The organism is Pseudobutyrivibrio xylanivorans (assembly GCF_010906925.1).
In the GTDB taxonomy this organism is placed as follows: Bacteria; Bacillota; Clostridia; order Lachnospirales; family Lachnospiraceae; genus Pseudobutyrivibrio.
Genome location: NZ_VTVE01000004.1, coordinates 159,542 through 184,499, shown reverse-complemented (window position 1 = coordinate 184,499; position 24,958 = coordinate 159,542). Strand labels below are relative to the sequence as shown.

The 24,958-nt window shown below is 40.9% G+C and carries 14 protein-coding genes; all 14 read right to left on the bottom strand.

Annotated features, from left to right (window positions below; translation table 11 throughout):
* Positions 1-66: 66 nt before the first annotated feature.
* The 14 genes from F0Q01_RS12130 to F0Q01_RS12065 all read right to left on the bottom strand — a co-directional run bounded on the left by F0Q01_RS12130 (position 67) and on the right by F0Q01_RS12065 (position 24,941).
* Positions 67-2,523: a glycogen/starch/alpha-glucan phosphorylase gene (locus tag F0Q01_RS12130; protein WP_090489309.1), complete on the bottom strand. Its 2,457-nt coding sequence runs from the start codon at positions 2,521-2,523 to the stop codon at positions 67-69.
* Between the two features lie 373 nt (positions 2,524-2,896).
* Entirely contained in the window at positions 2,897-6,055 is a 3,159-nt protein-coding gene (ileS, locus tag F0Q01_RS12125; RefSeq protein WP_090489310.1) for an isoleucine--tRNA ligase, read from the bottom strand.
* 91 nt (positions 6,056-6,146) lie between these two features.
* On the bottom strand, positions 6,147-6,509 hold the full coding sequence (locus tag F0Q01_RS12120; RefSeq protein WP_090489312.1) for a DUF4190 domain-containing protein: 363 nt from the start codon (positions 6,507-6,509) through the stop codon (positions 6,147-6,149).
* 120 nt (positions 6,510-6,629) lie between these two features.
* Positions 6,630-7,661, bottom strand: coding sequence for a S66 family peptidase (locus tag F0Q01_RS12115; RefSeq protein WP_090489314.1), 1,032 nt, complete (start codon positions 7,659-7,661; stop codon positions 6,630-6,632).
* A gap of 30 nt (positions 7,662-7,691) precedes the next feature.
* Positions 7,692-11,312, bottom strand: a complete 3,621-nt coding sequence (locus tag F0Q01_RS12110; protein WP_090489316.1) for a hybrid sensor histidine kinase/response regulator — start codon at positions 11,310-11,312, stop codon at positions 7,692-7,694.
* 27 nt (positions 11,313-11,339) lie between these two features.
* Positions 11,340-13,457: an HD domain-containing phosphohydrolase gene (locus F0Q01_RS12105; RefSeq protein WP_090489318.1), complete on the bottom strand. Its 2,118-nt coding sequence runs from the start codon at positions 13,455-13,457 to the stop codon at positions 11,340-11,342.
* A 194-nt stretch (positions 13,458-13,651) separates the two neighbouring features.
* The gene (locus tag F0Q01_RS12100) at positions 13,652-15,016 is read right to left on the bottom strand and encodes a PFL family protein (RefSeq protein WP_090152552.1); all 1,365 of its coding nucleotides are present in this window, start codon (positions 15,014-15,016) and stop codon (positions 13,652-13,654) included.
* Positions 15,017-15,064: 48 nt separating this feature from the next.
* Entirely contained in the window at positions 15,065-15,340 is a 276-nt protein-coding gene (locus tag F0Q01_RS12095; RefSeq protein WP_090152555.1) for an ACT domain-containing protein, read from the bottom strand.
* A 182-nt stretch (positions 15,341-15,522) separates the two neighbouring features.
* Positions 15,523-16,323: an MBL fold metallo-hydrolase gene (locus tag F0Q01_RS12090; protein ID WP_090152557.1), complete on the bottom strand. Its 801-nt coding sequence runs from the start codon at positions 16,321-16,323 to the stop codon at positions 15,523-15,525.
* Positions 16,324-16,341: 18 nt separating this feature from the next.
* Entirely contained in the window at positions 16,342-18,411 is a 2,070-nt protein-coding gene (locus F0Q01_RS12085; protein WP_090489321.1) for a cell division FtsA domain-containing protein, read from the bottom strand.
* A 4-nt stretch (positions 18,412-18,415) separates the two neighbouring features.
* Positions 18,416-19,018, bottom strand: a complete 603-nt coding sequence (gene coaE, locus F0Q01_RS12080; protein WP_090152563.1) for a dephospho-CoA kinase — start codon at positions 19,016-19,018, stop codon at positions 18,416-18,418.
* Between the two features lie 105 nt (positions 19,019-19,123).
* Positions 19,124-21,826 carry a DNA polymerase I gene (polA, locus tag F0Q01_RS12075; protein ID WP_090489324.1) on the bottom strand — a complete coding sequence of 901 codons (2,703 nt, stop codon included), beginning with the start codon at positions 21,824-21,826 and terminating at the stop codon, positions 19,124-19,126.
* Positions 21,827-21,871: 45 nt separating this feature from the next.
* Entirely contained in the window at positions 21,872-23,665 is a 1,794-nt protein-coding gene (locus tag F0Q01_RS12070) for an aminopeptidase P family protein (RefSeq protein WP_090152569.1), read from the bottom strand.
* Complete coding sequence (locus tag F0Q01_RS12065) at positions 23,655-24,941, bottom strand: glycoside hydrolase family 5 protein (protein ID WP_090489326.1); 1,287 nt, start codon at positions 24,939-24,941, stop codon at positions 23,655-23,657. Before F0Q01_RS12065 ends, F0Q01_RS12070 begins: the two co-directional genes overlap by 11 nt.
* Positions 24,942-24,958: the final 17 nt, after the last annotated feature.

The following is a 24,958-nucleotide window of genomic DNA, read 5'->3' as shown; positions in this document are numbered from 1 at the left end:
GGTAGAAATACCCAAGTTACATACTTACCTTTGTTACTGTTACTTTGATTCATTAATTATCTCCAATTACTTAAGTTCTAGCTTATCAAGATGCCAAATATCATCCACATATTCTTGAATTGTTCTGTCAGAAGAGAACTTGCCAACATGAGCTACATTTGAAAGTGCCATCTTTGCCCATTTCTCTCTGTCCTTGTAAGCCGCCTGTATCTTCTCATGTGCCTCACAATATGAGGCAAAATCCTTCAGAACGAAATACATATCTGCTCTTTCAGTACACTGGGTATTCAAAAGTGAATTGTAGATTGGTCTAAATAACTCAGGATTATCAATGCTATAGTAGCCATTAATAAGCTGACCTAAAACCTTTTGAATATGAGGATTATTGTTCATCTCATCCACTGGATTGTAGTCATGATTCTTCTCATGAGCGATAACCTCATCAGAACTCATACCAAAGATGAAAATATTCTCTCCATCTAGCTCATTGTACATCTCAACATTGGCACCATCCATTGTACCAATTGTGACAGCACCATTAAGCATGAACTTCATATTACCTGTACCTGATGCCTCTTTTGATGCAGTAGAAATCTGCTCAGAAACATCTGCTGCTGCAAAAATCCACTCAGCATTAGATACGCGATAGTCTTCTATAAATACAACTTTTAGCTTGTTATCAATGGACTTGTCGTTATTGATAACAGCAGCCACATTATTAATAAGCTTTATTATGAGCTTAGCATTCTCGTAACCTGCAGATGCCTTAGCTCCAAAAATAAATGTGGTTGGATAGAAATCCATATCTGGATTCTCTTTTATTTGATTGTAAAGGTACATTACATGCAAAATATTAAGAAGCTGACGCTTATATTCATGTAATCGCTTAACCTGTACATCAAAAATTGAATTTGGATCTACATTTACCTTGTTGTGGTCCCAAATGTACTTAGCAAGACGCTTTTTATTCTCAAGCTTTATCTCCATAAATTCATCTAGGGACTTTTTATCATCAAGATAATTCTCAAGCTTTTCCATGTTGGAAAGGTCTGTAATCCAACTTCTGCCTATCTTGGAAATAACCCAATCAGACAATTTATAATTACCATGCATCAAGAAACGACGCTGGGTAATACCATTAGTTTTGTTGTTGAACTTCTCTGGATACATCTCATAGAAGTCGTGTAGAGAAACATTCTTAAGAATCTCTGTATGTAGGGCAGCAACACCGTTGACACTAAAGCTGGCAGCGATAGCCATGTGAGCCATCTTAACCTGTCCATCAGCTAAAATAGCCATACGATGAATTCTCTGCTCATCACCTGGAAACTTCGCTCTGATCTCCTCGCAGAAACGACGATTAATCTCCTCAACTATCATGTAAATACGAGGAAGCAATCCCTTAAAGATTTCCTCTGGCCATTTTTCAAGGGCCTCAGCCATGATGGTGTGGTTGGTGTATGCCACACAGTGAGTTGTAACTTCCCATGCATCATCCCAGCCAAGTCCATGCTCATCCATAAGAAGACGCATAAGCTCAGCTACCGTAAGGGTTGGATGGGTATCATTCATCTGAAATACTACCTTTTCAGGAAGCTTCATAATGTCATGATGATAGCGGAAATATTTGTTGAGAGCTCTCTGCAACGAAGCAGAAACAAAGAAATACTGCTGCTTTAAACGAAGCTCCTTGCCCTGAACATGATTGTCATTTGGATACAACACCTCAGTAAGGTTTCTAGCCAAATTCATGTCCTCAACCGCCTTGTTATAATCGCCACGCTCAAATGAAGCAAGTCTAAATACTTCCTTTGGCTTAGCATCCCAAATCATAAGGGTATTAACCATACCATTATCAAAGCCAGTAACTGGCATATCGTAAGGTGTGGCAATTACAGAATTGTAGCCCTCATGTATATATTTTGTAGTTCCGTCTGGCTGGCTTTCATAGCGCACCCAACCACCGAACTTAACTTCAAATTCGTACTCTGGACGCTCAAGCTCAAATGGATATCTGGTCTGAAGCCAATCATCAGGAACCTCCTTCTGATAGCCATCCTCAATCTTTTGCTTGAACATACCATAGTGATATCTAATACCACAGCCATAGGCAGGGTATCTAAGGGTAGCAAGAGAATCCAAGAAACATGCTGCCAATCGACCTAAACCACCATTACCAAGAGCTGGATCCGGCTCCTGATCCTCGATTTCATTGATATCTATACCCAATGCATCGAGAGCATCCATAACCTCTGTGTAGCCACGCATATTAATCATGTTGTTACCAAGAAGTCTACCAATAAGAAACTCCATCGACATGTAATATACGCACTTAGGATCCTGCTTGTTGAATTCCTTCTGAGTGGTGAGCCAGTTATCAATGACTACGTCGTTGACAACTTCTGCGCAAGCCCTATAGATTTCCTCCTTAGTGGCTTCCTCAAAGTCCTTCCTAAACATAGACTTCACACGATCCTGAATCTCGCGCTCAATCTCCTTAGTACTTGGCATTTGTCTCTTCATTTCTCAACCCCCTGTCCCTCGCCCACGCTTAGACTTTCTGCACTCTTGAGTGGGCTTAATATACATCTTACAAATCTCGCTCGTAATCTAGATTGTATCTCGCTGGTTACGTCTACAAGCCTGAGTATCTCTCCGCTCATCTAACACGATTCGCTTGAGAGATCTCAGAGCTTGATGCCTACCAGCTATTTGTAAACTTTATTACGAGCTACTTATACGTAGCGTAACGAGCGAGCCAAAATACACTATAGATAGCTCGTAGCTATCAAGCTCTTAGTGTTGCCGCAGGAGACATGTAGTCGACGCAGGCAATATCTAAGGCTTGAGAGCGTAACGAGCGAGCCATAGTATCGTGTGTACCACAGACCAATGGCTAGCGACGTGTTACGCTAAGTGTTACCTTCTCTCCGTTGATGTTCCATTCTTTAGTGTGTGTTCCACTCACACCACAGACGATTTCGTCGGCGAGAACTTCACCAGCGATAACATCTTTGTTAGCTTCGAATACGTCTTTAATCTTAGCAGAAGATTCGTAAGAAACTGTGATTCGATCCATAACTTCGAAATCTGCTTCCTTACGCATTGTCTGAATCTTAGAAACGATTTCTCTAACGAATCCCTCCTCAAGAAGCTCTGGTGTAAGATTTGTATCAAGAACTACTGTTACGTAGTTGTCTCCATCTGCTACAAAGCCCTCTGTCTGAGCCATAGAGATAAGTAAGTCTTCCTCTGCAAGCTCGATAGATGCATCAACCTCAGGCAATTTAATAACCCCATTTGCCTTAAGTTCTGCGTAAGCTGCATTGCCATCAAGACTAGCGAGAGCCTTCTGGATACCACCAAGGAACTTGCCATACTTAGGTCCTACTGTACGAAGCTGTGGCTTGAAGCTGTATGATGTGAATGATGAAACATCCTCTGTAAATGTAGCCTTCTTAACATTAAGCTCATCCTCGATAATGCTTACATACATATCATCAAGCTCATGCTCAGCCTTGATGTACATCTGACCGATTGGCTGACGGTTCTTGATGTTAGCTGTATTTCTACATGCACGACCGTGTACAACAATCTTGAGAAGCTCATCCATGTCATCCTCAAGCTTCTTGTCAATGAATGCCTCATTAACAGCAGGGAAATCACAAAGGTGAATTGATTCTGGAGCAGTCTTATCAACTGAGCGAACCATATTCTGGTAAATCTCCTCTGTCATAAATGGAATCATTGGAGCTGATGCAAGTGCAATATCCTTAAGGCAAGTGTAAAGAGTCATGTAAGCATTGATCTTGTCCTGCTCCATTCCCTTTGCCCAGAATCTATCACGGCAACGACGAACATACCAGTTAGATAATTCGTCTACGAACTCATCAAGAGCACGTGCTGCCTCTGGAATCTTGTATGAACCAAGGTTCTCATCAACAGCCTTGATTGCTGAGTTAAGACGAGAAAGAATCCACTTATCCATAACTGCAAGCTTGCTGAAATCAAACTCGTACTTAGTAGGATCAAACTCATCAATATTTGCATATAAGATATAGAAAGCGTATGTATTCCAAAGTGTTCCAAGGAACTTTCTCTGGCCTTCCATAACTGCATTCTCACCAAATCTCTTTGGAATCCATGGTGCTGAAGATGTGTAGAAGTACCATCTGATTGCATCTGCGCCCATCTTCTCAAGAGCATCAAATGGGTCAACTGCATTGCCCTTAGACTTTGACATCTTCTGTCCATTCTCATCCTGAACGTGGCCAAGAACGATAACGTTCTCATATGGAGCCTTGTTGAATAAAAGTGTAGACTCAGCCATAAGTGAGTAGAACCATCCACGTGTCTGGTCAACAGCCTCTGAAATGAACTTAGCAGGGAACTGCTGCTCAAATACCTCTTTGTTTTCAAATGGATAGTGATGCTGAGCAAATGGCATAGCACCTGAATCGAACCAGCAGTCAATAACCTCTGGTACACGCTTCATTGTGCCACCGCAATCAGGACATTTACATGTAACTTCATCAATGTATGGACGGTGAAGCTCAATAGACTCTGCATCAGGTCTACCTGAAAGCTCTGCAAGCTCCTTGCGGCTACCGATTGAGATCTGCTTACCACAGTCTGGACACTCCCAGATATTAAGAGGAGTTCCCCAATATCTGTTACGAGAAATACCCCAGTCCTGAACATTCTCAAGCCAATCGCCGAAACGTCCCTTACCGATTGAATCTGGAATCCAATTAACAGTGTTGTTATTTTTAATCAGGTCATCCTTAACCTCAGTCATCTTGATGAACCATGATTCTCTAGCATAGTAGATAAGTGGAGTATCGCATCTCCAGCAGTGTGGATACTCATGCTCAAACTTAGGAGCCTCGAAAAGCTGTCCCTTAGCGTCCAAGTCCTTAAGGACGTTAGGATCTGCATCCTTAACAAACTGACCAGCGTAAGGAGTCTCTTCTGTAAGCTCACCCTTGCCGTCTACGAACTGAACGAAAGGAAGGTCATATTTGCGGCCTACCTTAGCATCGTCCTCACCAAATGCAGGAGCAATATGTACGATACCAGTACCGTCTGACATAGTAACGTAATCATCGCATACTACGAAGTGAGCCTTCTTGTGCTGCTTTTCAGCTGCAACGCCTGCGCACTCGAAAAGTGGCTCATATTCCTTATATTCAAGGTCTGTACCCTTGTATGTCTCAAGAACCTCGTATGCCTTCTCGCCCTCTTCCTTAGCAAGCTTGCCAAGTACCTTGTCAGCAAGTGCCTCCGCGAGAATGTATGTGTAACCATCTGCTGCCTTAACTCTGATGTATGTCTCTACTGGATTAACACAGAGTGCAAGGTTGGATGGAAGTGTCCAAGGTGTAGTTGTCCAAGCAAGGAAGTATGCATCCTCACCCTTGATTTTGAAACGAGCGATTGCTGAGCGCTCCTTAACAGTCTTGTAGCCCTGAGCAACCTCCTGTGCTGAAAGCGGAGTACCGCAACGTGGGCAATATGGAACGATTTTGAATCCCTTGTAAAGAAGCTTCTTGTCCCAGATTGTCTTAAGTGCCCACCACTCAGACTCGATGAAATTGTCATCATATGTGATGTAAGGATTGTCCATATCAGCCCAGAAACCAACTGTGCCTGAGAAATCCTCCCACATTCCCTTATATTTCCAAACAGATTCCTTACATTTCTTAATGAAAGGCTCCATTCCGTACTCTTCAATCTGCTCTTTGCCATTGAGACCAAGAAGCTTTTCTACCTCAAGCTCTACTGGAAGACCGTGTGTATCCCAACCAGCCTTACGAGGAACAAATTTGCCCTTCATTGTCTGGTATCTTGGAATCATATCCTTGATGGCTCTTGTTTCAACATGACCAATATGTGGCTTACCATTGGCTGTTGGTGGGCCATCATAAAATGTATATGTCTCTCCCTCTTTTCTTGAATCCATTGACTTCTGGAAGATGTCATTCTCTTCCCAGAATTTCAGCACCTGTTTCTCCCTTTCTACGAAGTTCAGGCTTGCGTCGACTTTGTTGTACATAAAACCTAAATTCCTTTCTATAACGTATCCTCTACGTATAATTCATTATTATATCTATATTATCTGCAACGAATGCATCGAATTATTCTTCTTACAGCATCATGTATTCTAATAATACACCGCTTAAATTGTCTATATTGGCACCAATCAGAATAAGGGAAACCACCAGCAAAACTATGCTAAGTATCCCGCAAATCAACCCAATAATCGCCAGTAGCTTTCCTTCCTTACCTTTATAAAACACCAGATAAACAATCGAAAGAATAATGGCCGCTATTCCAGTCAGAATATTAAACATAAATAAGAAACATATCAATGAAATAACACCTAAGACAAAAGCTGCAACAGCCAGTCCTTTCTTTGTCTCTGGAGGTCCTACTGGGACGTAAGAAGATGTGGGTTCAGGTGGTACTTTTACCTCATCTTCCTCCTCGAAAATGTAATCCTCGTTCATATTCTCTCCTAAAATTATTTATAATTATCCAATCTTATTTATCTTACCCTTTTACCCTTAATTTTACAAGAAAAAACCACCAGCATAAGAATGAATTCTTATTACTAGTGGTATCACAGTTTATTTCAAAGTAAAATCTATGGCTATATTGGTATCAGCCGTAACAGTAGCATATGCTCCAGAGATAATTGGCATAGCTGGTGCCAGATGTCCCACGTCAGCATCCATTACTATAGGCTTGCCATATTTGCCAAGAATTGCCGTCACCGCCTTGTACTGGTCAAGCCCCATAAGATCCTGCTTCCATGCCGCAAGAGGACGGCCAATAATAAATCCAGCAGCATTCTTAAACCAACCTGCTCTATCTAGATTCCATAGAGCCCTTCGAATGGACATTGTATTCAAATCACAGGCCTCCACAAACCAGATGACTTCCTTATATTTTTCATTAAAAGCAGCAACATTGTCATATTTGGTGCCAACTAAATTAGCCAGACAATCCAGACAGCCGCCGGTGATAATTCCCTTAAACTCCGGAAGACGATTGACTTCAGACTCGCCCATAAAAAGTCTAAGTTCCTTTTTCTCCGTAAGATTGTATGGAACAAAAGGATGCTCCTCATCTTTTAGAGATTCAATTTCAAAGGAATCATAGCCTGTGACCCTCTGCTTTTTTCCGGTAAAAACATCAATTGTATCTACCAAGGCCTGATGCAAATTCTCCTGTCCAAAGGCACCGATACTTGGTCCATAGATGGATGCTGTATCGCAAATGGTATTTAATAAAAATGTAAAATTGGTATTGTCGGAGTAGCCCATATACCACTTAGGGTTTGCTGATTTTATAGCATCAAAATCCACATAGTCTAGAGTCTCACACATGAGCTCTCCACCACCACATGCTATAAGCATGTCATTGTCCGAACTCACATAGTAATCTGTCAGCTCCTTGCCACAGTTTTCAGGTGTAGAGCTAATTCCTATACCATCATTTTTTCTACAGTTAGGTCCTTCTACAAGCTTGTAGCCCATATTTTTAAAACGTAAAACAGCTGCATCCATACAGCTTTTGTATGGCTCATCTGAACATCCAAAGGATGGTGCCACAAGTCCTATAGTTCCATTTTCTTTCAAAAAAGCTGGAAATTGCATTTATTATTCTCCTTGTATGCCTAATTGGACTTATTGTACCATATCCTCCACGATATCATCAGGCAAATATTTTCTAATTGTCTTTTCAAGCAACTGACCATCTATAGGCTTTGAAAAATATCCGGTAAATCCCTTTGATAGGTAGAACTCCTCGCCTCCAGCTTCTGTATTAGCTGTGATTGCAAACACCGGCAAATCCGGATATCTATCCCTGATTTTAGCCATAGTTTCAACACCATCCATGCCTTCCATAAAGTGATCAAGTAACACCACATTGAAGTTGGTAGATTTTAATTTGTCTAGACATTCCTCACCTGAGCGAGCTGTGGATATAAACATTTTAGTCGATGTCAAAAGTCCCTTGATTACAGCAAGATTCATGGAATTATCGTCAACCACCAGAACTGCTCCATCCGGTGCAATAAATTGTGGCTTGTAAGAACCAGTCTTATATTCTTCCTTTTGTTCAACAAATCTACCGATTGGTGTGGCATCCACAACCTTCTGATAAACAATAAGTGTAAACTCAGAGCCTTCGCCATAGACACTGGTACATTTCAAGTCACCTTTCATAAGCTTTGTAAACTGGCGTGATATATCAAGGCCAAGACCTGCTCCTTGTATTCCACTATTTTCTTCCTCGTCCAGTCGCTCAAAGGCCTCGAATACCTTGGAAATATCCTCCTTTTTAATTCCAATTCCAGTATCCTTTACGGCAAATTTAATGATGCAGCTATCTCCATCCAAATCCTCAAGTCCCACCTTAAAGGTAACACTTCCCTTTTTAGTGTACTTTACAGCATTAGAAAGGAGGTTTAAATTAATCTGTTTTAATTTCCCAATATCTCCATACAAGCCTCTTGGCAACCTATCATCTACATCAATATTGAAAAGCAGTCCCTTCTGATCGCACCTTGTACGTATCATTTTTATCATGTTACGAATTTCCTCTTCCAGATTGTAATCCTGTTCAACAAGATGTATCTTTCCAGATTCGATTCGTGACATATCAAGTACATCATCGATTAACTTCAAAAGCGATTCTGAGGCTGACTTAATACCAGAAGCATAATTCATCATGGCCTTGTGATAAGATTGGGGTATTTCACTAGCATCCTCACGCATCATCATTTCATCCATACCCATAATGGTATTTATAGGTGTTCTAATTTCATGAGACATATTGGCAAGGAATCGTGACTTTACAGAGTTGGCCTTCTCCACCTCTGCCTTGGCAGCCTGAATTTCTCGGTACTGTCTACGAATAACGGTTCCAGTCATGATTCTCCATACAAATACGCCTACCACTATTGCAATAAGAGCAACTATAAGGACCCTAAACACCATTAGCTCTGTAAGTTTCGGCTGTTTCTCAATCAAAAATACTTCATCCTGATATAAAGTGCCGTTGCTTTCATCTAGAACCTGAATATGAAGCTTGTAATCTCCGTATTTAAGGCCTGTATACTCAAGAGCTGACATATCTGATTGATTGGCCGTAATACCTGAATCCTCATCACCCTCAAGATACATATGAATCAATGGGTTGGACAGATTGTAATTAACAATGGATGCATTAATCTGAATACGCCCACTTGTGGAAGGAATCACATAGGTACCATTTTCATCCGGTTTAATCTCCTGATCATCCACCACTATACTTTTTACTGCCACTTTAATTCTTCCAGTATGACGGGAGAAGTTATTAATGTATACTTTGTTTACGCCACTTCGACCTGCTATATACAGATTTCCAGCATCCAACTCACTAAATGAATTTCCTGTTGGGACACTTGTAAGACCTGTGTCACTATTGTAGAATTGATATTCAAAAGTTTCCTTCTGAATCATGTCATTTGCATTAGCGCAATATATTCCGTTTGAGGCTAAAACCCACGCATTATCCTCTAAATCTAAATAAATATCAAAGTTGTTTGAGTAAGGGAAATTCTTGATTTCGTATACAACTCCATCCTTCATATATTGAATTGAATTTGAAGTAATAATCCAATATATGTCTCGCTTCTCATCCCTTTTTATTCTAAGAATTACATCTGAAGTAAGACCATCTTCTCTGGTTATCTTTTTTGCCTTACCATCAACCACACTATACATGCCACCGCCATCGGTGCCCACAAGTATTTCTCCATCGAATCCCTCTTCAACTGTGAGAATAACGATATTGTCCATACCGTTTTCCTCTGTTATGGTCTTCTCCAGCTGACCCATTCTCATAATTGCAACACCCTTGTTGGTGCCAACTATAACTCGCCCGTCAGCCGCCAGAGTTCCACATCGAACTCCATCACTAATAAAGCCATTTTCTTCATTGAAATTTGTAATGACTCCATCTTTGGAATAATGAACTAGTCCCTTTGCATTGTTATAGCAACAAATCCAAAGGTCATCCCAATAATCTCTTAAAATACAGCGAATTCTTGTATCTCCAATATACTCAGTCAGCTCATTTTCCACTGGCTCCATTCGTTTGATATCAATTATTCGAAGTCCCTTGTCTGTGCCAACATATAGGTTATCCCTGTATAAGCATGTGGCGTTAACAACCTCCGGTTCAAAGCCTGCCATATCAGTTATGTCTTGGAAATTGTTTGTTACAATCTTAGCCACACCCTGCCTTGTGGATACTAGCCAAAGATTGCCCTGATAGTCAGACTCCACCATCTCAATGGAACTGTCTATTGGCAAATGTTCCACTAATCTGTACTTGCCTCTTGGATCAAAATACCCTACCTTGTCATCAGCAATTGCCCAAATAGTCTCACATTCTCTAGAAATCCAACTTACATTAAGAGCAGGTGAAACATCCAGCTCTGTGTTAATATCAAAAATAGTTCCATCTGTGCTGAAATCGCCAGCATATACTTTTCCCTGGTCGTTACCTACGTATATAAAATCCTCAGCATTATCATCCGCATAGACAGAGGTAACCTTTCCTACTCCAAGACTTTCTCCATCTTTAAATGCGACCAGTTTTTTATCTCTAATTAAGAACAGCTCTCCGTTTTTTGTAGCTCCAACAATCTGGCCTTGTCTAGTGCAGTAAATTCTATTGATATAGCAATTCTTAAAGGCTTCATCCTCCATCACATTGAGAGTGCCATCCTCTTGTAGGTAGCAGATTCCGCCAGTTGTTGCTATATATATGGTCCCATTTTTATCCTCTGCAAAACCACGAATTGAAGATGAAGGAAGTCCCTCTTTATAGGTGTAACGTTTAGTATCTTCCCCATCTATTACAACCACACCGTTATCATTTGTTCCAACCCAAATTTTACCTGACTTATCTTCAAAAAGAATCTTGCCACTGGTTAGACCCTTTGAAGAATCCATTCTAACGAAATTGGTTCCATCATATCTGATAATTCCGCTATAACTTCCTATCCAAATATAGCCATCTTTATCTGCCAAAATGCAGCTGGCATCTGATGTAGGCATTCCATTGTTTGCATCATATAGCTGTGCTGTATAACCTTCCCCAAATATTTGCTTAGATGCCGCATATCCGCCTCCATCTCGTGCCACCTCCACAGTCTCAGGGGTGTCATCAGCAAAAGCAACAAAGCTGCCCATGGTTAGTCCCATGGCCAGCGTTAATGCCCCGATATATTTAGCAAACTTTTTGTTCATCATATGAATCCCCCTTTAGTCCCTCTTATGTCAGTCCTCTTGATATCTTCTAAGTACTAACCTAATCTCTTCCTCTGCCTCTGCAAATACTTCTACACACTTTGGATCAAAATGAGTCCCTGATTCCTGCTTGATGATATCGATAGCCTCTTCAAAAGACATTGCTTCCTTGTATATACGCTTTGAAGTAAGAGCATCGAACACATCTGCCACAGCCATTACTCTGGCAGAAAGGGGAATCACCTGTCCCTTTAGCCCTTCTGGATATCCATTTCCATCCCACCACTCATGGTGATATGCAGCCATGTTCCTAGCCTCTTTTAGGTAGTTTTCACCCTTAACTGTATTAATCGCCTTCTCCATAATGTTCTTGCCAGCTGTAGTGTGAGTCTTCATAATCTCATACTCCTCAGGAGTAAGCTTACCCGGCTTATTTAATATAGTGTCTGAGATGTTAATCTTGCCAATATCATGAAGTGGGGCAGACATTACCACATCACTCATAAATTTCGGAGTGAGCTTACCTTCATAGTAGCCCTTTTTCTTAAGTCCCTCTAGGATAATCCTTACGTAGTCTGCAGTCTTTTGAATATGATAACCAGTATCAGCATCACGATTTTCCACCATGTCTGCCATAGTCACAATAAGACCATTTTGCATCTGGTTAATAGTCTGGTTTTGATAGCGAATATCATTGACCTGCTCGGCAGTATCCTCCGTCATCTTGCAGAGAGCATTATAAAGATTTTCAAGCTCGTCATCTGTTTTAATCTTAAGTCTCTTGATTTTCTTAACATTGTCCTGAAGAACAGCCTGATTATCCATTTCATACATAAAACTATTGGTACAATCAACCATAGCATTAATAGGATGAACAAGATAATATCTGGAAACCCATAGACCAATAGCCAATATTACAGCTAAATAGCCAGTAAAAATCAGCACAATCCTAATCAAGTACTCCTTAATGAAATCGGAAATAATATCCATGGAAACATCTGCTCTCACATAACATCTTGTGACTCCGTCAGCATCTTCCACTGGATGCATGATAGTATTTTGCCATCCAAATGTATGACCGGACTGGATATCCTGAATTTCCTCTCCTGCCAAAAGCCTATCAATATATGGAACAAATGCCTCTTCAAAAGGAATCACTTTTCCAAAGGAATCCTCAGTTTCTTCCAAATCATTTACATCAAATACAACCTGTAATCCATCTTCCCTAATAATGTAGACGTATAGATGCTCAATTCCTGGATAGTTGTTTTTAACGGCAGTAAGGCGAAGTTTTGCCTCCTCATAGCCCTTAGCTTCCTGTCCACGCTTAGAGAATTCTTCGATTCTGTGTACATCTATTTCAGTTGCCGCTAGACGTACAGCTCCGTGAGCATTTAGAGTATATTCCTTTTTAGTATGCTCAAAATAAATGCTCATACTAATTAATACCATGACAATAGTGATAGCTACCGCTGCTCCCACAAGAAGTCTTGTGAATCTTCTCTGAAGCTTTCCGCTTTTCTTGCTTAAAGCTCCATATTTTCTCATTGTCTCCCTAGAAAGAGGTCTCTGCTTCCAACCGAGATTTCTAAGTGTGTTTACTTTTTTAGCCGGAAGAAATTTGACTATTGAAAGTACCACAAAAACAGCAATACCCTTGTCCACAATATTCAGTCCTGAATTCAAAAGGAAAAAGTTGAAATAGTAATTAGTCCCAATAGAAGAAGTAAGCAGATCACATGCATCTGAAACTGATGCAAACTCAGGCTCACCAAGAAGCAATAATTGAATACTTGCTCCAAGAACGCCTCCAAGAAGACCAATTAGAAATGTAAATTTGATTATGTTAGAAATTTTTTTATTATCTCTATCTGTACTATAGTATGAAGAAATAATAGCTATAAACATGCTAATTAAGGTATAGTACATAGCCATACCATCAAAAATGCCGCAAAAAAGATTTGTAAACACTGCCACAATCAAAGCTGGTAGAGCGCCTGCTGTAAAGGCAACTCCAATAGTCCCTATAACATCTAAATAAATGGGAAAATTGAGTCTAGAAGCCAAGAATGCAAAAACAACGTTTACAAGAATACCACCTGCAATGGTGGCAATCATCATAAGCCTAGCCTTTGAAATTTTACTCATTATTTATAGCCCCTACTATTTAATCATATAAATTATAGCAAACCCCTTGCCATCAATTGTGAATAAACAGTTACTATTCATAATTATGGCCTGCCATAATCTATTGTATTCTCACAACAAAATTGTAATTGCAATGCACACATCCCTATTATATCAAAAAAAGACGACCAGTTAACCGGTCGTCTAAAAATTTTTTAATTTTTAAATGAATGGATTGGAGCTGGAATACGTCCCTCTCTGTTAACAAAGTCGGCGCAAGAGAACTTATTAACTGGCATGATTGGTGCATAGCCAAATAATCCACCAAACTCTACTGTATCACCAACAGTCTTGCCAATTACTGGAATAAGTCTTGCAGCTGTAGTCTTCTGATTAACCATACCAAGTGCCATCTCATCAGCAATCATACCTGAAATTGTAGTTGCTGGAGTATCACCAGGAATAGCAATCATATCAAGTCCTACTGAGCAAACACAAGTCATAGCCTCAAGCTTCTCAAGTGTGATTGCACCAGCCTCAACAGAATTAATCATACCCTGATCTTCTGAAACAGGAATGAAAGCACCTGAAAGACCACCTACATAAGAGCTAGCCATAACGCCGCCCTTCTTAACCTGATCATTAAGCATAGCAAGAGCAGCTGTAGTACCTGGAGCACCTGCATACTCAAGACCGATTTCACATAAAATATCTGCTACCGAATCTCCGATTGCTGGAGTAGGTGCAAGGGAAAGATCAATAATACCAAATGGAATACCAAGACGCTTAGATGCTTCCTGAGCAACAAGCTGTCCAACACGTGTTACCTTGAAAGCAGTCTTCTTGATTGTCTCACAGAGAACCTCAAAATTCTCTCCTCTAACCTTTTCAAGAGCCTTCTTAACAACACCTGGGCCTGAAACACCGACGTTAATAATAGCATCTGCTTCAGTAACACCGTGGAATGCACCAGCCATAAATGGATTGTCGTCTGGAGCATTACAGAATACAACAAGCTTCATACAGTCAACAGAATCTCTGTCCTTTGAACGGTCTGCAACCTGAAGAAGAATATCTCCCATAAGACGAACAGCATCCATGTTGATACCTGTCTTAGTAGAAGCTAAATTAACTGAACTACAAACTCTCTCAGTCTCGCAAAGAGCCTGTGGAATTGAACGAATAAGCATCTCATCTGCTGTAGTCATACCCTTTGAAACAAGAGCAGAATAACCACCGATAAGATTAGCTCCAACAGCCTCAGCTGCCTTATCAAGAGTATGGGCAAGTGTAACGAAATCCTCCGGCTTCTTGCAAGCAGCACCACCGATAAGAGCAATAGGAGTAACTGAAATACGGCGGTTAACAATAGGAATACCGTAGTCTCTTTCGATTTCCTTAGCTACCTTATCCAAATCCTTAGCTACAGTAGTGATGCGGTTATATACATTTTCATTAACCTTCTTAAGATCTGAGTCAATGCACTCAAGAAGGCTTATACCAATGGTGATTGTGCGGACATCAAGAGTCTGCTCCTCCACCATCTTATTAGTCTCAATTACCTCTTTTAAAGTTACCATGAAAATTTACTCCTTATAGTGAATACGGGAAAGTTGCACCCATGTAAATTAAATACGGTGCATTTCGTCGAAGATTGCCTGCTTCTGTGCCTTTACCTGAACTCCGATTTCGTTGCCAAGGCTCTCTAAATCCTTCTGAATATCACCAAAGTTCTTTGTAGCTTTTTCAATATCAACAATCATCATCATGTTGAAGAATCCCTGAACAATTGTCTGTGTGATATCAAGTACATTCACACCATTTTCAGCCAAATAAGTACAAATACGAGCAATGATACCTACAGTATCCTTACCAACTACAGTAATAATAACTTTGTTTTCCATTTTTTTCCCTTTCTATACTACGTTGGTTACGATAACAAGCCTTGACCTACTTGTCAGTTACGGCAACAAGCCTTAGTATTTCTCCGGTCATCTAAAACGATTCCCTTGAGAAATCTAAGAGCTTGCTACCTACTGACGAGGTCAACAATTGTTATCTACCAACTTACTCACATAGTTACATATTATACGATTACGCGTTCGGATACCTCCGAGCGGGAAGCCACAGTAATGTCGAAATCTGAGCCTGAATATGGTGTCGCCTTGTCCATGGTAACCTCAAGGCGAACTGTCTCATAAGCTAAATCAGGGTAATTATTTTCATGGCTGAGATGCCCTAAAAATATATGCTTAATATTGTCATGAAGCACCTGACTAAGCAACTGACCACTGGCTTCATTTGAAAGATGTCCGTATTTTCCAAGGATTCGTTGCTTGAGCGGATATGGGTAAGCCCCCACCTCAAGCATATGAATATCGTGATTTGCTTCCAAAAGCATAGCATCCAGATTTGTTAAATTTTCAACAATATAGCCATCATAATAACCTAAGTCAGTGCAGACTGCAACCTTAGATTTAGTATTTTCTATACGATATGCAACTGGATCTGCAGCATCATGGCTAATCTTAAAAGGGTGAATATTTAGACTACCTATAGAGAAATCCTCATCAGCCTTGATAACATGAAAAAGTGTGTCATCAATAGCTCCGAGGCTTTTCATAGAACGTATTGCCCTAATGGTACCAGCAGTTGCATAGATTGGGATGTGATATTTTCTGGAAATCACTCCAAGCCCTGCCACATGGTCAGAGTGCTCATGGGTGACAAGTAGCCCCGCCATATCAGCTGTGGTGTAATCATATTGATTCATACCTGCCTCAATGCGCTTTCCAGAAATTCCAGCGTCTATCATTACATGAGTGCTGTCATCTCCAACACAAATACAATTTCCGCTGCTACCACTTGCAATACTAAAAAAATCCATTACCTAAAATCCTTTGTTTTATAAAGAAGACCATCTGATTTCCACTTCGTCATTTTCCTGAAGTGTGTCAGAGTATCCACATTTTTGTCCATTAATCATAGTGATTAGTGAACGACCATTGCTTTCGCTTGGGTCAAAATCAATTACATTATATATATCTACGAAGATGTACTCCTTTTTGCCCTTAAGAGTTACCTTTTTGCCGTTGATTGTAACAGGCATATCAAGAAGCTCATCTTTCATCTTAGTATGTACGTCTGAGACAGTCTCAGGCTCTGTTGGAACAAAGTCCTCTGGAAGGCCCTCACCTTCTTCTGCCTCATAGTCTCCAAAGGCAACTGGAGTAGTTGTTGTCCAATCGATAACAAAATTCTCGTATACAAGAGAATCCAAGCTAGATGGGCGGTTGTTAACCAAAATCTCGTAACGCTCATCTACATTAACATCCATAAACTCAGCCAACTGGCCTACTGTATAGAATGGACGAGTCTCAATAACATCTCCCTCTTTTACAGAGTATGTAGGTGGCTCCATAGAACCATTAACCTCAACAAACTTAGGACACTTAACTCTGTGACCGCACACTGTAAAGTAGAGATACTCAGTTGTGAACTCAGCCAAATCAGCTATTGTTCCATTGCCTCCTGCTCCAACAGTAGATGGAGTAAGCTCAATATCACAATTGAACTCAAGAGGTGTATTGATGCCAACTGGCTTGCCATTCATCTTGACAACTGCTGACTCCCCTTCTGTACCGCGAATCATTCGAGATACGCCATTGACTGTGAAATTAATCTCTCGACCACGACGTGGGAAAAGCTGTTCAGCAGAAAATCCTGCCTGCATAGCAGCATCCACAATTGTAAGCTGTCCATTATCATAGAGCTTCATCATCTCTCCATTGAAGTGAATCATGATGAAGTTGTTCTTGGTCTCATAGTAATTCAAGCAGATTCCGATTGGTGTAACAAGAAGAGAATCCTTTTTAATATCATCCTGCTCAAAAATGATATTTTTCATAACCTCTTCTCCTCGAAGAGCCACACGCTCGCTAACTATCTTAAGCTCATCAGCAAGAGCATCTGTAAATCCATGAATCTTGCCGCCACCGCCTACTACGAATGCTGCTGAAACTGACTTGTCGCCATTGAGCTCCTTAATTTTAGCAGCAACCTCTGCAGCAATCTTTTTCATGATTGGGTCTGTAAGCTTCCAAACATCCTCTGACTTAATAGTGTGAGAAATGCCCATGATATCCTCATAAGTAATATCTCCACCCTCAGTTGATGCACGCTTTATTGTCTCCGCTGTGGCGAAGTCAACAAGGAACTCGTGCACAAGCACCTCGGTAAGTTCGTCTCCAGCCATAGGAATCATACCATAAGCAATAATGCTGCCGTCCTTAGTCACACAGATATCAGATGTACCTGCTCCCACATCAATAAGAGCAATATTAAGCATTCTGAAATTCTGTGGAATAGCCACATTAATAGCTGCAATAGGCTCCAGTGTAAGGTTGGCAACTGAAAGTCCAGCCTTGCCAACTGCAGAATAAAGACCATCTACAACATCCTCAGGAAGGAAGGTAACAATAATATCCTCTCCGATAACGTCAGCCTTGTGGTCCTCAAGAGATGAAAATGGGTCTCCATTTAAATAGTATTTAACTGTAGAATATCCTACGCAGAAAAACTTGTATTTATTGTCTTCATCGCCCTTAATCTCCTTGCCTGCCTGCTCAATGCCAAGCATATCAAGGGTATGCAAATCCTCTCCAGTAACAACTGTCTCTTCAGGAAACTCAAGTTCCACGTGAGTTGTAATTGTACGAAGTACACGACCAGCGGCAGCTATACATACTTCTGAAAGAGTAAGACCTGTCTGCTCCTGAAGCTCCTTTTTAACCTCTTCACAAGTGGCTCCTACTCTGCCGATATCATGAATCTGACCATCAAGCATAGCTCTGGTATCATGTTCTTTAAGATTCTGGGCAATTACGTGAAATTCCTCGCCATCTAAATATCCTACAGTACCAATAACATTTCTAGTACCAATATCTAGACCAAAAACGATATCTTTCTTCTCCATAAACTTAGTCCCCTTTAGACTTAATATATTTTCTAAGCTGCTCTAATGTCTCCTGTGGGCTACCACTATTGTCGATGACAAAATCGCAATTAGCTCTAAAACTCTCATCGCTTCGCTGACACGCAATCATATTTGCAATGCGTTCCTTAGAGTACCCTCTGGATTCCATAAGACGCTTTTCTCTGATTTCAACGGTGGCAAAAACATACCACATCTCATCCACAAGTTTACCATAACCACATTCTATGAGCAATGCAGCCTCAAAGAAAAAGTACTCTATATTGTGCCTGTGCCGCTCACATTCTACCTGATTTAGTACTTCAGCCTCCACTGCGGGATGAACAATAGAATTGACCTGCTGTCTTAAGTCATTATCCTCAAACATAAACCTAGCCATCTTAGGTCTGTCTATTTGACCCTGAGCATCTAAAATGCTCTCCGGCCAGCCCAGTGCCACAACTCTGTCAAAGCACTGGTGTCCTGGTGTCATAAGCTGGGCCGCAACCTCATCAGCCAGCAGTACCTTGCAGTTGAAATTTTCCTTAAGAAGGGTAAGCACTGTGCTCTTGCCAGCACCTACGCCTCCGGTTATACCTATAAAATACATACATTACTCCTGCATACGGGAAAGCTAGGCCCATGCAAATTGCCTGCGGCAATGGGCCTGCTGTGGCAAGCGTTTCTGCAATCAAGTTGCAGAAATCACTTGCTTTTAATGAGCCTCCAGCCAGTTAGAGCCTTCATTCATATCTATCTCTAATTTAACAGAAAGCTCAGCTGCATTTTCCATCTCTTCTCTAATAACAGATTCCACTTTTTCCTGCTCGTCGATATATGTTTCAACTAGAAGTTCATCGTGAACCTGAAGCAAGAGCTTGGACTTAAGTCCCTCTGCCAAAAGTCTGTCATGAACCTTGACCATGGCGATTTTGATAATGTCAGCTGCAGTTCCCTGTATAGGAGAATTCATAGCCACTCTCTCACCAAACTGTCTGTTCATAAAATTAGATGAGTTAAGTTCTGGAACCGGACGACGTCTTCCATAAAGTGTGACTGCATAGCCCTTTTCCTTGGCACTTGACTTGAGTCCTTCAAGGAATGTATGCATCTTAGGGTATGCCTTAAGATAATTATCTATATATTCCTGTGCCTCTTTGCGTCCAACTCCAATATCCTTAGCAAGACCAAATGCGCTGATACCGTACACTATTCCAAAATTAACAGCCTTGGCGCTGCGGCGCTGTAAGTCAGTAACCTGATCAAATGGAGTGTTAAATACAAGTGATGCAGTGGAACGATGAATATCCTGTCCTGCCTTAAAAGCTCCGATAAGATTGTCATCCCCTGACATATGCGCAAGCACTCTCAGCTCAATCTGAGAATAATCCGCATCTAAGAACACACATCCATCCTTTGGATAAAATACTCTTCTGATTTCCTTGCCAAGCTCCATTCTAATAGGAATATTTTGAAGGTTTGGCTCGATAGAACTGATGCGTCCTGTGGCAGTAACTGTCTGCATGAAAGTAGAGTGAACTCTGCCATCTTCGCCAACACATGGCTGCAATCCATCTGCATATGTACTCTTAAGCTTTGCAAGCTGTCTATACTCTAGGATGCTACCAATGATTGGGTTGGCAGGAGCCAGCTCCTCAAGCACATCTGCTGCAGTAGAATAACCAGTCTTGGTCTTCTTGCCTCCCTCTATTCCCATTTTCTCAAACAAAATCACACCAAGCTGCTTAGGAGAATTGATGTTAAATTCCTCACCAGCCTGGGCGTATATATCCTTTTCAAGCTCCTCTATTCTGGTGGAAAGCTTCTGACTGAACTGAGCCAATGCTTCCTTGTCCATGGCGATGCCCTGAATCTCCATATCAAAAAGAGTATAGAGAAGTGGCATCTCAATATCTGTAAATATATGACCCATGCCAGCTGCTTCGATCTCTGCCATCACCTTTTCAAAGGCCCCATATGCAACGTAAGCCTCGTAGCAAGCATAGGTGGTAACAGCCTCAAGTAAGCTATCATCTAAAAGAGCGTCCTTCAGCTTTTTCTTGCCAAATAAATCAGCTGCTGCTGGAATGATAATTCCAAGCATCTCATTTGCTACATCATCAGCTGTGTATTCCTTTTTAGTAGGATTAAGAAGGTAAGCTGCAACTGAAACATCCACTGCGTTAGGGAAAATCTGGGACTTGCCGCCCTTTTCCATTACTGCCTTTTTCTCATCATCTGACAAAATATTAGTAATCAGGTGCATTACATTTTTCAAATCCCAAAAGCACAGTCTCACACCAGCCTTGCAAATTTCCATTAACTTGTGGCACAGATAATCTGCAGAAATAAATCCCTGACATTCTACGTAAACAGTGCTCTCTCCGTCAGAAAGTGCTGCTCCGCGAATCACCTTATCATCCCCTGCCATAATGCTGGCACCAATAAAGGCCTTACCTGTCTTTTTAATATCCTCAAAGAATGTCTCTACTTCTGAGAAATCATTGACACGCTTAAAGCTATCAGCAGTGTTGTCTGTAACACTTGCTGTATCTGTATTTTCAAATCTAGGAAGAAGCTTTTTAAGCTCATATCTCTTACAGAGCAAATATGCCTCTTCGGTAAATAGATTGCCAAGCTTTGTAGAGCCCTCTTCTAATTCTATTGGCGCGTTGAGATTGATAGTGGCAAGCTCCTTGGAAAGAACTGCTGTATCCCACTGCTCTATAAAATTATCAACTACCTTAGCCTTTTTCATCTCTGAAACATGAGCGTGGCACTCTTCGATAGAACCATACTGAGCAATCCACTTAAAGGCTGTCTTCTCACCAATACCTGCAACTCCTGGAATATTATCAGATGAATCTCCCATAAGAGCCTTTACGTCTATGTATTGTTTTGGAGTAACTCCGTAAGCTTGCTCAAAATCCTTAGCAAAATAGTTCTCTATTTCTGTACCTGTCTTTTTGGTCTTTGGGATAGAAATCTTTATTTTATCTGTGGCAAGCTGGAGCAAGTCTCTATCTCCAGAGACAATTGTCACATCCATACCTTTTTCCTGGCCTATGCGAGAAAGTGTACCTAGGATGTCATCAGCCTCCCAGCCTTCCATTGTGATTACAGGAACTCCCATAGCCTTGAGAATCTCCTGAATACGAGGCACCTGCTCCCTAAGCTCAGGGTCCATAGGCTTTCTCGTTCCCTTGTAAGCGTCATACATCTTGTGTCTAAATGTAGGCGCATGTACATCAAAGGCAACAGCAAAATTATCTGGCTGCTCATCCTCGATAAATTTAAACATCATATTAAGAAAACCAAAAATGGCGCCGGTGTGTTCTCCGGCGCTATTTGTTAAGTCTGGTAATCCATAATAAGCTCTATTTAAGATGCTGTGACCATCCATTAAAAGTAACTTCATATCATCATCCTCTATAAACCATGTTCGTTACAGCTAAAAGCTGCTTTATATATCTCTAGTCTCACTAACCAACCATGCATATTCCTCATCAGTAAGGTATGGCTTAAGAGTATCACGAACCATGGCATGGTAATCGTTGAGAGTCTTCTTCTCTGCCTCTGTCATCATCTCAGGTATAACTGGGTCAAGATCGATTGGGCAATATGTGATTGCCTCAAAGTGACGGAAGTCGCCGTACTCTGTAGTCTCACCAGCTACGCAAAGAAGCTCATTTTCAATTCGGATGCCAAATCCATCCTCTATATAAAGACCTGGCTCATCTGTTGTAATCATACCTGGCACAAGCTCTGCAGCATTCTGTCCCTTTGGTACTCTCCAACGGAAATTATTAGGTCCCTCGTGAACATTTAAAATATGTCCAACACCATGACCTGTACCACAGCGATAATCAAGTCCCATATCCCAAACAGGTCCACGTGAAAGCACATCTAAGTTGGCTCCTGTAACACCCTTAGGGAAATTAGCAGCAAGAAGTCTCAAATGGCAACGAAGCACTACAGTATAGTACTCCTTCATCTGCTGAGTAAGTGGTCCAAGAGCAATTGTACGAGTGATATCAGTAGTACCCTCAAGGTAGTGTGCTCCTGAATCAACAAGTAAGAATCCCTCTGGCTTAAGAGTAGCCTCTGAACCCGGCTTAGCGCTATAGTGCATCATAGCAGCATTGCCGCCATAGGCAGAGATTGTACCAAATGAAAGATCCAGGAAATTCTCCTGCTCTCTTCTTCTAGCTTCATAATAATCAGAAGCAGTAATCTCTGTCATTGGCACCTTGCCAATATTTTCCTTGATGTATTTAATTGCCTTTGTGCAGGCAACGCCATCCTTAATATGAGCTATTTTAGTATTCTTAATCTCTGTCTCATTCTTAATAGCACGCATAAGCTCAGATGGGTTCTTACCATCGATGATTTTAGCTGAGCCCTTAAGTTCCTTGACAATGTTGTAATTAATAAGGCTCTCATCAAGAAGAACTCTTCTGTCAGCCATATCAGCACTCTGCATATAGTGATATACCATATTGTAAGGATAGAGCTTGACGCTATTGTCATTGAGATAACTCATAACCTCCTCAGGCCAGTTAGTTGTGTCTGTAAATAGAATTACACTATCGTCTGTAATAAGAAGGAAAGACAAAAATACAGGAACATTTTCAATGTCATTTCCTCTGATATTTAAAATGTATGCTATATCATAAAGGCTTGAAATAAGGTGTGCATCAGCCTTTTTCTTTTTCATCTTGTCTCGGATGCGGTATATCTTAGCCTGCATGCTCTCTCCTGAGTACTCATCCTCAAGCACCCAAGTAGTAGCCTTTGGAAGCTCTGGTCTATCCTCCCAAATGATATTTACCAAATCCTCTGTTGTAAAAAGTGTACCCTGCTTTTCAGTTGCAATATCATAATACTTAGCAGCGTTTTTAGCAGAAACACATCTGCCGTCAAATCCAAGGCAACCTGCCTCTTCAAAATGTTTTTCGATGAATTCATCTATTTCTGGAACACCTGGCTCACCGATTCTCTCAAGAATAATCTCTGAATCAGCTATCTGCTTGGCAGCCTGAACGAAATAGCGTCCATCAACCCAAAGGTGTGCCTCTGTCTTAGTTATAATTGCTGTGCCAGCAGAACCTGTAAATCCTGTAATAAAGCTGCGAGCCTTAAAATGTTCTCCAACATATTCTGAAGAATGGAAGTCATCTGTAGGGATAAGATACATATCAATCCCTCTTCCACTCATTAATTCTCTGAGCTTTGCAATTTTCTCGTTAGTTGTCATTTCCTGTTTTGTTCCCCTCTGAAAGTTTGTCGAAGAAATACTTGCCCTCATCTGAAAGGTCCTCGTATTTCCAATCTAATGTACTCTGGCAATCTGCGCTAATGAGAGCTGAGCCCTCATCCTTGTTGGAAAGATTCCAGATACATGATGATAATTTATACTCGTCTATAAGGTCATACCATTTTTTTGCTTCCTTAGTGTCAACACTTCCGTTGCCATCTGCAGACACAAGTCCATACTCGGAAATGAACACTGGAAGGCCTGCCTCAAGGGCGCTCTCAAGCTCCGCTCTAGCGTCATCCTTGTGGCTTGCTGCATAGAAATGATATGTATACATGATATTTTTGAAATTAAGCGGATCATCCTGAACTGACTCTAAGTCACTAGACCACTCAGGTGTGCCCACCAAAATAACAGCATCAGAATCTACGTTTCTGATTACTGGGATAACTTCCTTAGCGTATGATTTAATATCTGACCATGTAGTATCACCATTAGGCTCGTTGCAGATTTCGTATATTACATTGTCATTACCCTTATATTTGCGAACCATCTCGCCAAAGAACTGTATAGACTCTGCCTTGTATGTGTTAGGATTCTCATCGTTTAATGTATGCCAATCAATGATTACATACATATCATTCTCTGTAGCAGCATCAACTGCGCTACAAATTTTATCCATCAAATCCTTTTGATTGTCACTGCCACCAACACAGTATCCGTTGTAATCGCTAGTATACATAGCAAGACGGATAACATTGATTCCAAAATTGTTTCTAAGGCTTGCAATAGTCTCAGGTGCAGCAAACTCAGGGAACCAATTGATTCCGTGGGTACTGATACCAGTAAGCTGTACTTCCTTGCCATGTGAGTCTACAAGCTTGCCATCTGATACAGAAAGTGCACCGTAATAGTCCAGTTTCACACCAGTATTAGCAATGCCATCCTCTGAAAGCAATGAATTAAAATCAACATCCTGTTCTTCTTCAGTGGTCTCTGGCTCCTCTACAGTAGTCTCAGGCTCTGGCTTAGTCTCCTCTGTCTCTACACTAGGCTTAACCTCTGGCTTCTCCTCCACTACTACTTCCTCTGGTTCTGAAACTGTCTCTTCCTTAGAGAAAGCGATGGTATTATCAGCAGAGGTAACATTCTTAATCTGCCAAGGATATGAAACTATCCCCTTGTAATAACAAACTCCAAAAATGCCACCTACTATAGCTATAGAAAAAATCACTGCAAATATAAATGCACCAAATTTCTTTTTCTTAGAAACCATAACAACCTCCACATCAA

What these genes read in the sequence shown, in the direction of transcription:
- F0Q01_RS12130 (WP_090489309.1), bottom strand. Translation starts at nt 2,523, where the DNA reads ATGAAGAGACAAATGCCAAGTACTAAGGAGATTGAGCGCGAGATTCAG.
- F0Q01_RS12095 (WP_090152555.1), bottom strand. Translation starts at nt 15,340, where the DNA reads ATGGAAAACAAAGTTATTATTACTGTAGTTGGTAAGGATACTGTAGGT.
- F0Q01_RS12120 (WP_090489312.1), bottom strand. Translation starts at nt 6,509, where the DNA reads ATGAACGAGGATTACATTTTCGAGGAGGAAGATGAGGTAAAAGTACCA.
- F0Q01_RS12085 (WP_090489321.1), bottom strand. Translation starts at nt 18,411, where the DNA reads ATGGAGAAGAAAGATATCGTTTTTGGTCTAGATATTGGTACTAGAAAT.
- F0Q01_RS12115 (WP_090489314.1), bottom strand. Translation starts at nt 7,661, where the DNA reads ATGCAATTTCCAGCTTTTTTGAAAGAAAATGGAACTATAGGACTTGTG.
- F0Q01_RS12105 (WP_090489318.1), bottom strand. Translation starts at nt 13,457, where the DNA reads ATGAGTAAAATTTCAAAGGCTAGGCTTATGATGATTGCCACCATTGCA.
- F0Q01_RS12090 (WP_090152557.1), bottom strand. Translation starts at nt 16,323, where the DNA reads ATGGATTTTTTTAGTATTGCAAGTGGTAGCAGCGGAAATTGTATTTGT.
- ileS (WP_090489310.1), bottom strand. Translation starts at nt 6,055, where the DNA reads ATGTACAACAAAGTCGACGCAAGCCTGAACTTCGTAGAAAGGGAGAAA.
- coaE (WP_090152563.1), bottom strand. Translation starts at nt 19,018, where the DNA reads ATGTATTTTATAGGTATAACCGGAGGCGTAGGTGCTGGCAAGAGCACA.
- F0Q01_RS12100 (WP_090152552.1), bottom strand. Translation starts at nt 15,016, where the DNA reads ATGGTAACTTTAAAAGAGGTAATTGAGACTAATAAGATGGTGGAGGAG.
- F0Q01_RS12065 (WP_090489326.1), bottom strand. Translation starts at nt 24,941, where the DNA reads ATGGTTTCTAAGAAAAAGAAATTTGGTGCATTTATATTTGCAGTGATT.
- F0Q01_RS12110 (WP_090489316.1), bottom strand. Translation starts at nt 11,312, where the DNA reads ATGATGAACAAAAAGTTTGCTAAATATATCGGGGCATTAACGCTGGCC.
- polA (WP_090489324.1), bottom strand. Translation starts at nt 21,826, where the DNA reads ATGAAGTTACTTTTAATGGATGGTCACAGCATCTTAAATAGAGCTTAT.
- F0Q01_RS12070 (WP_090152569.1), bottom strand. Translation starts at nt 23,665, where the DNA reads ATGACAACTAACGAGAAAATTGCAAAGCTCAGAGAATTAATGAGTGGA.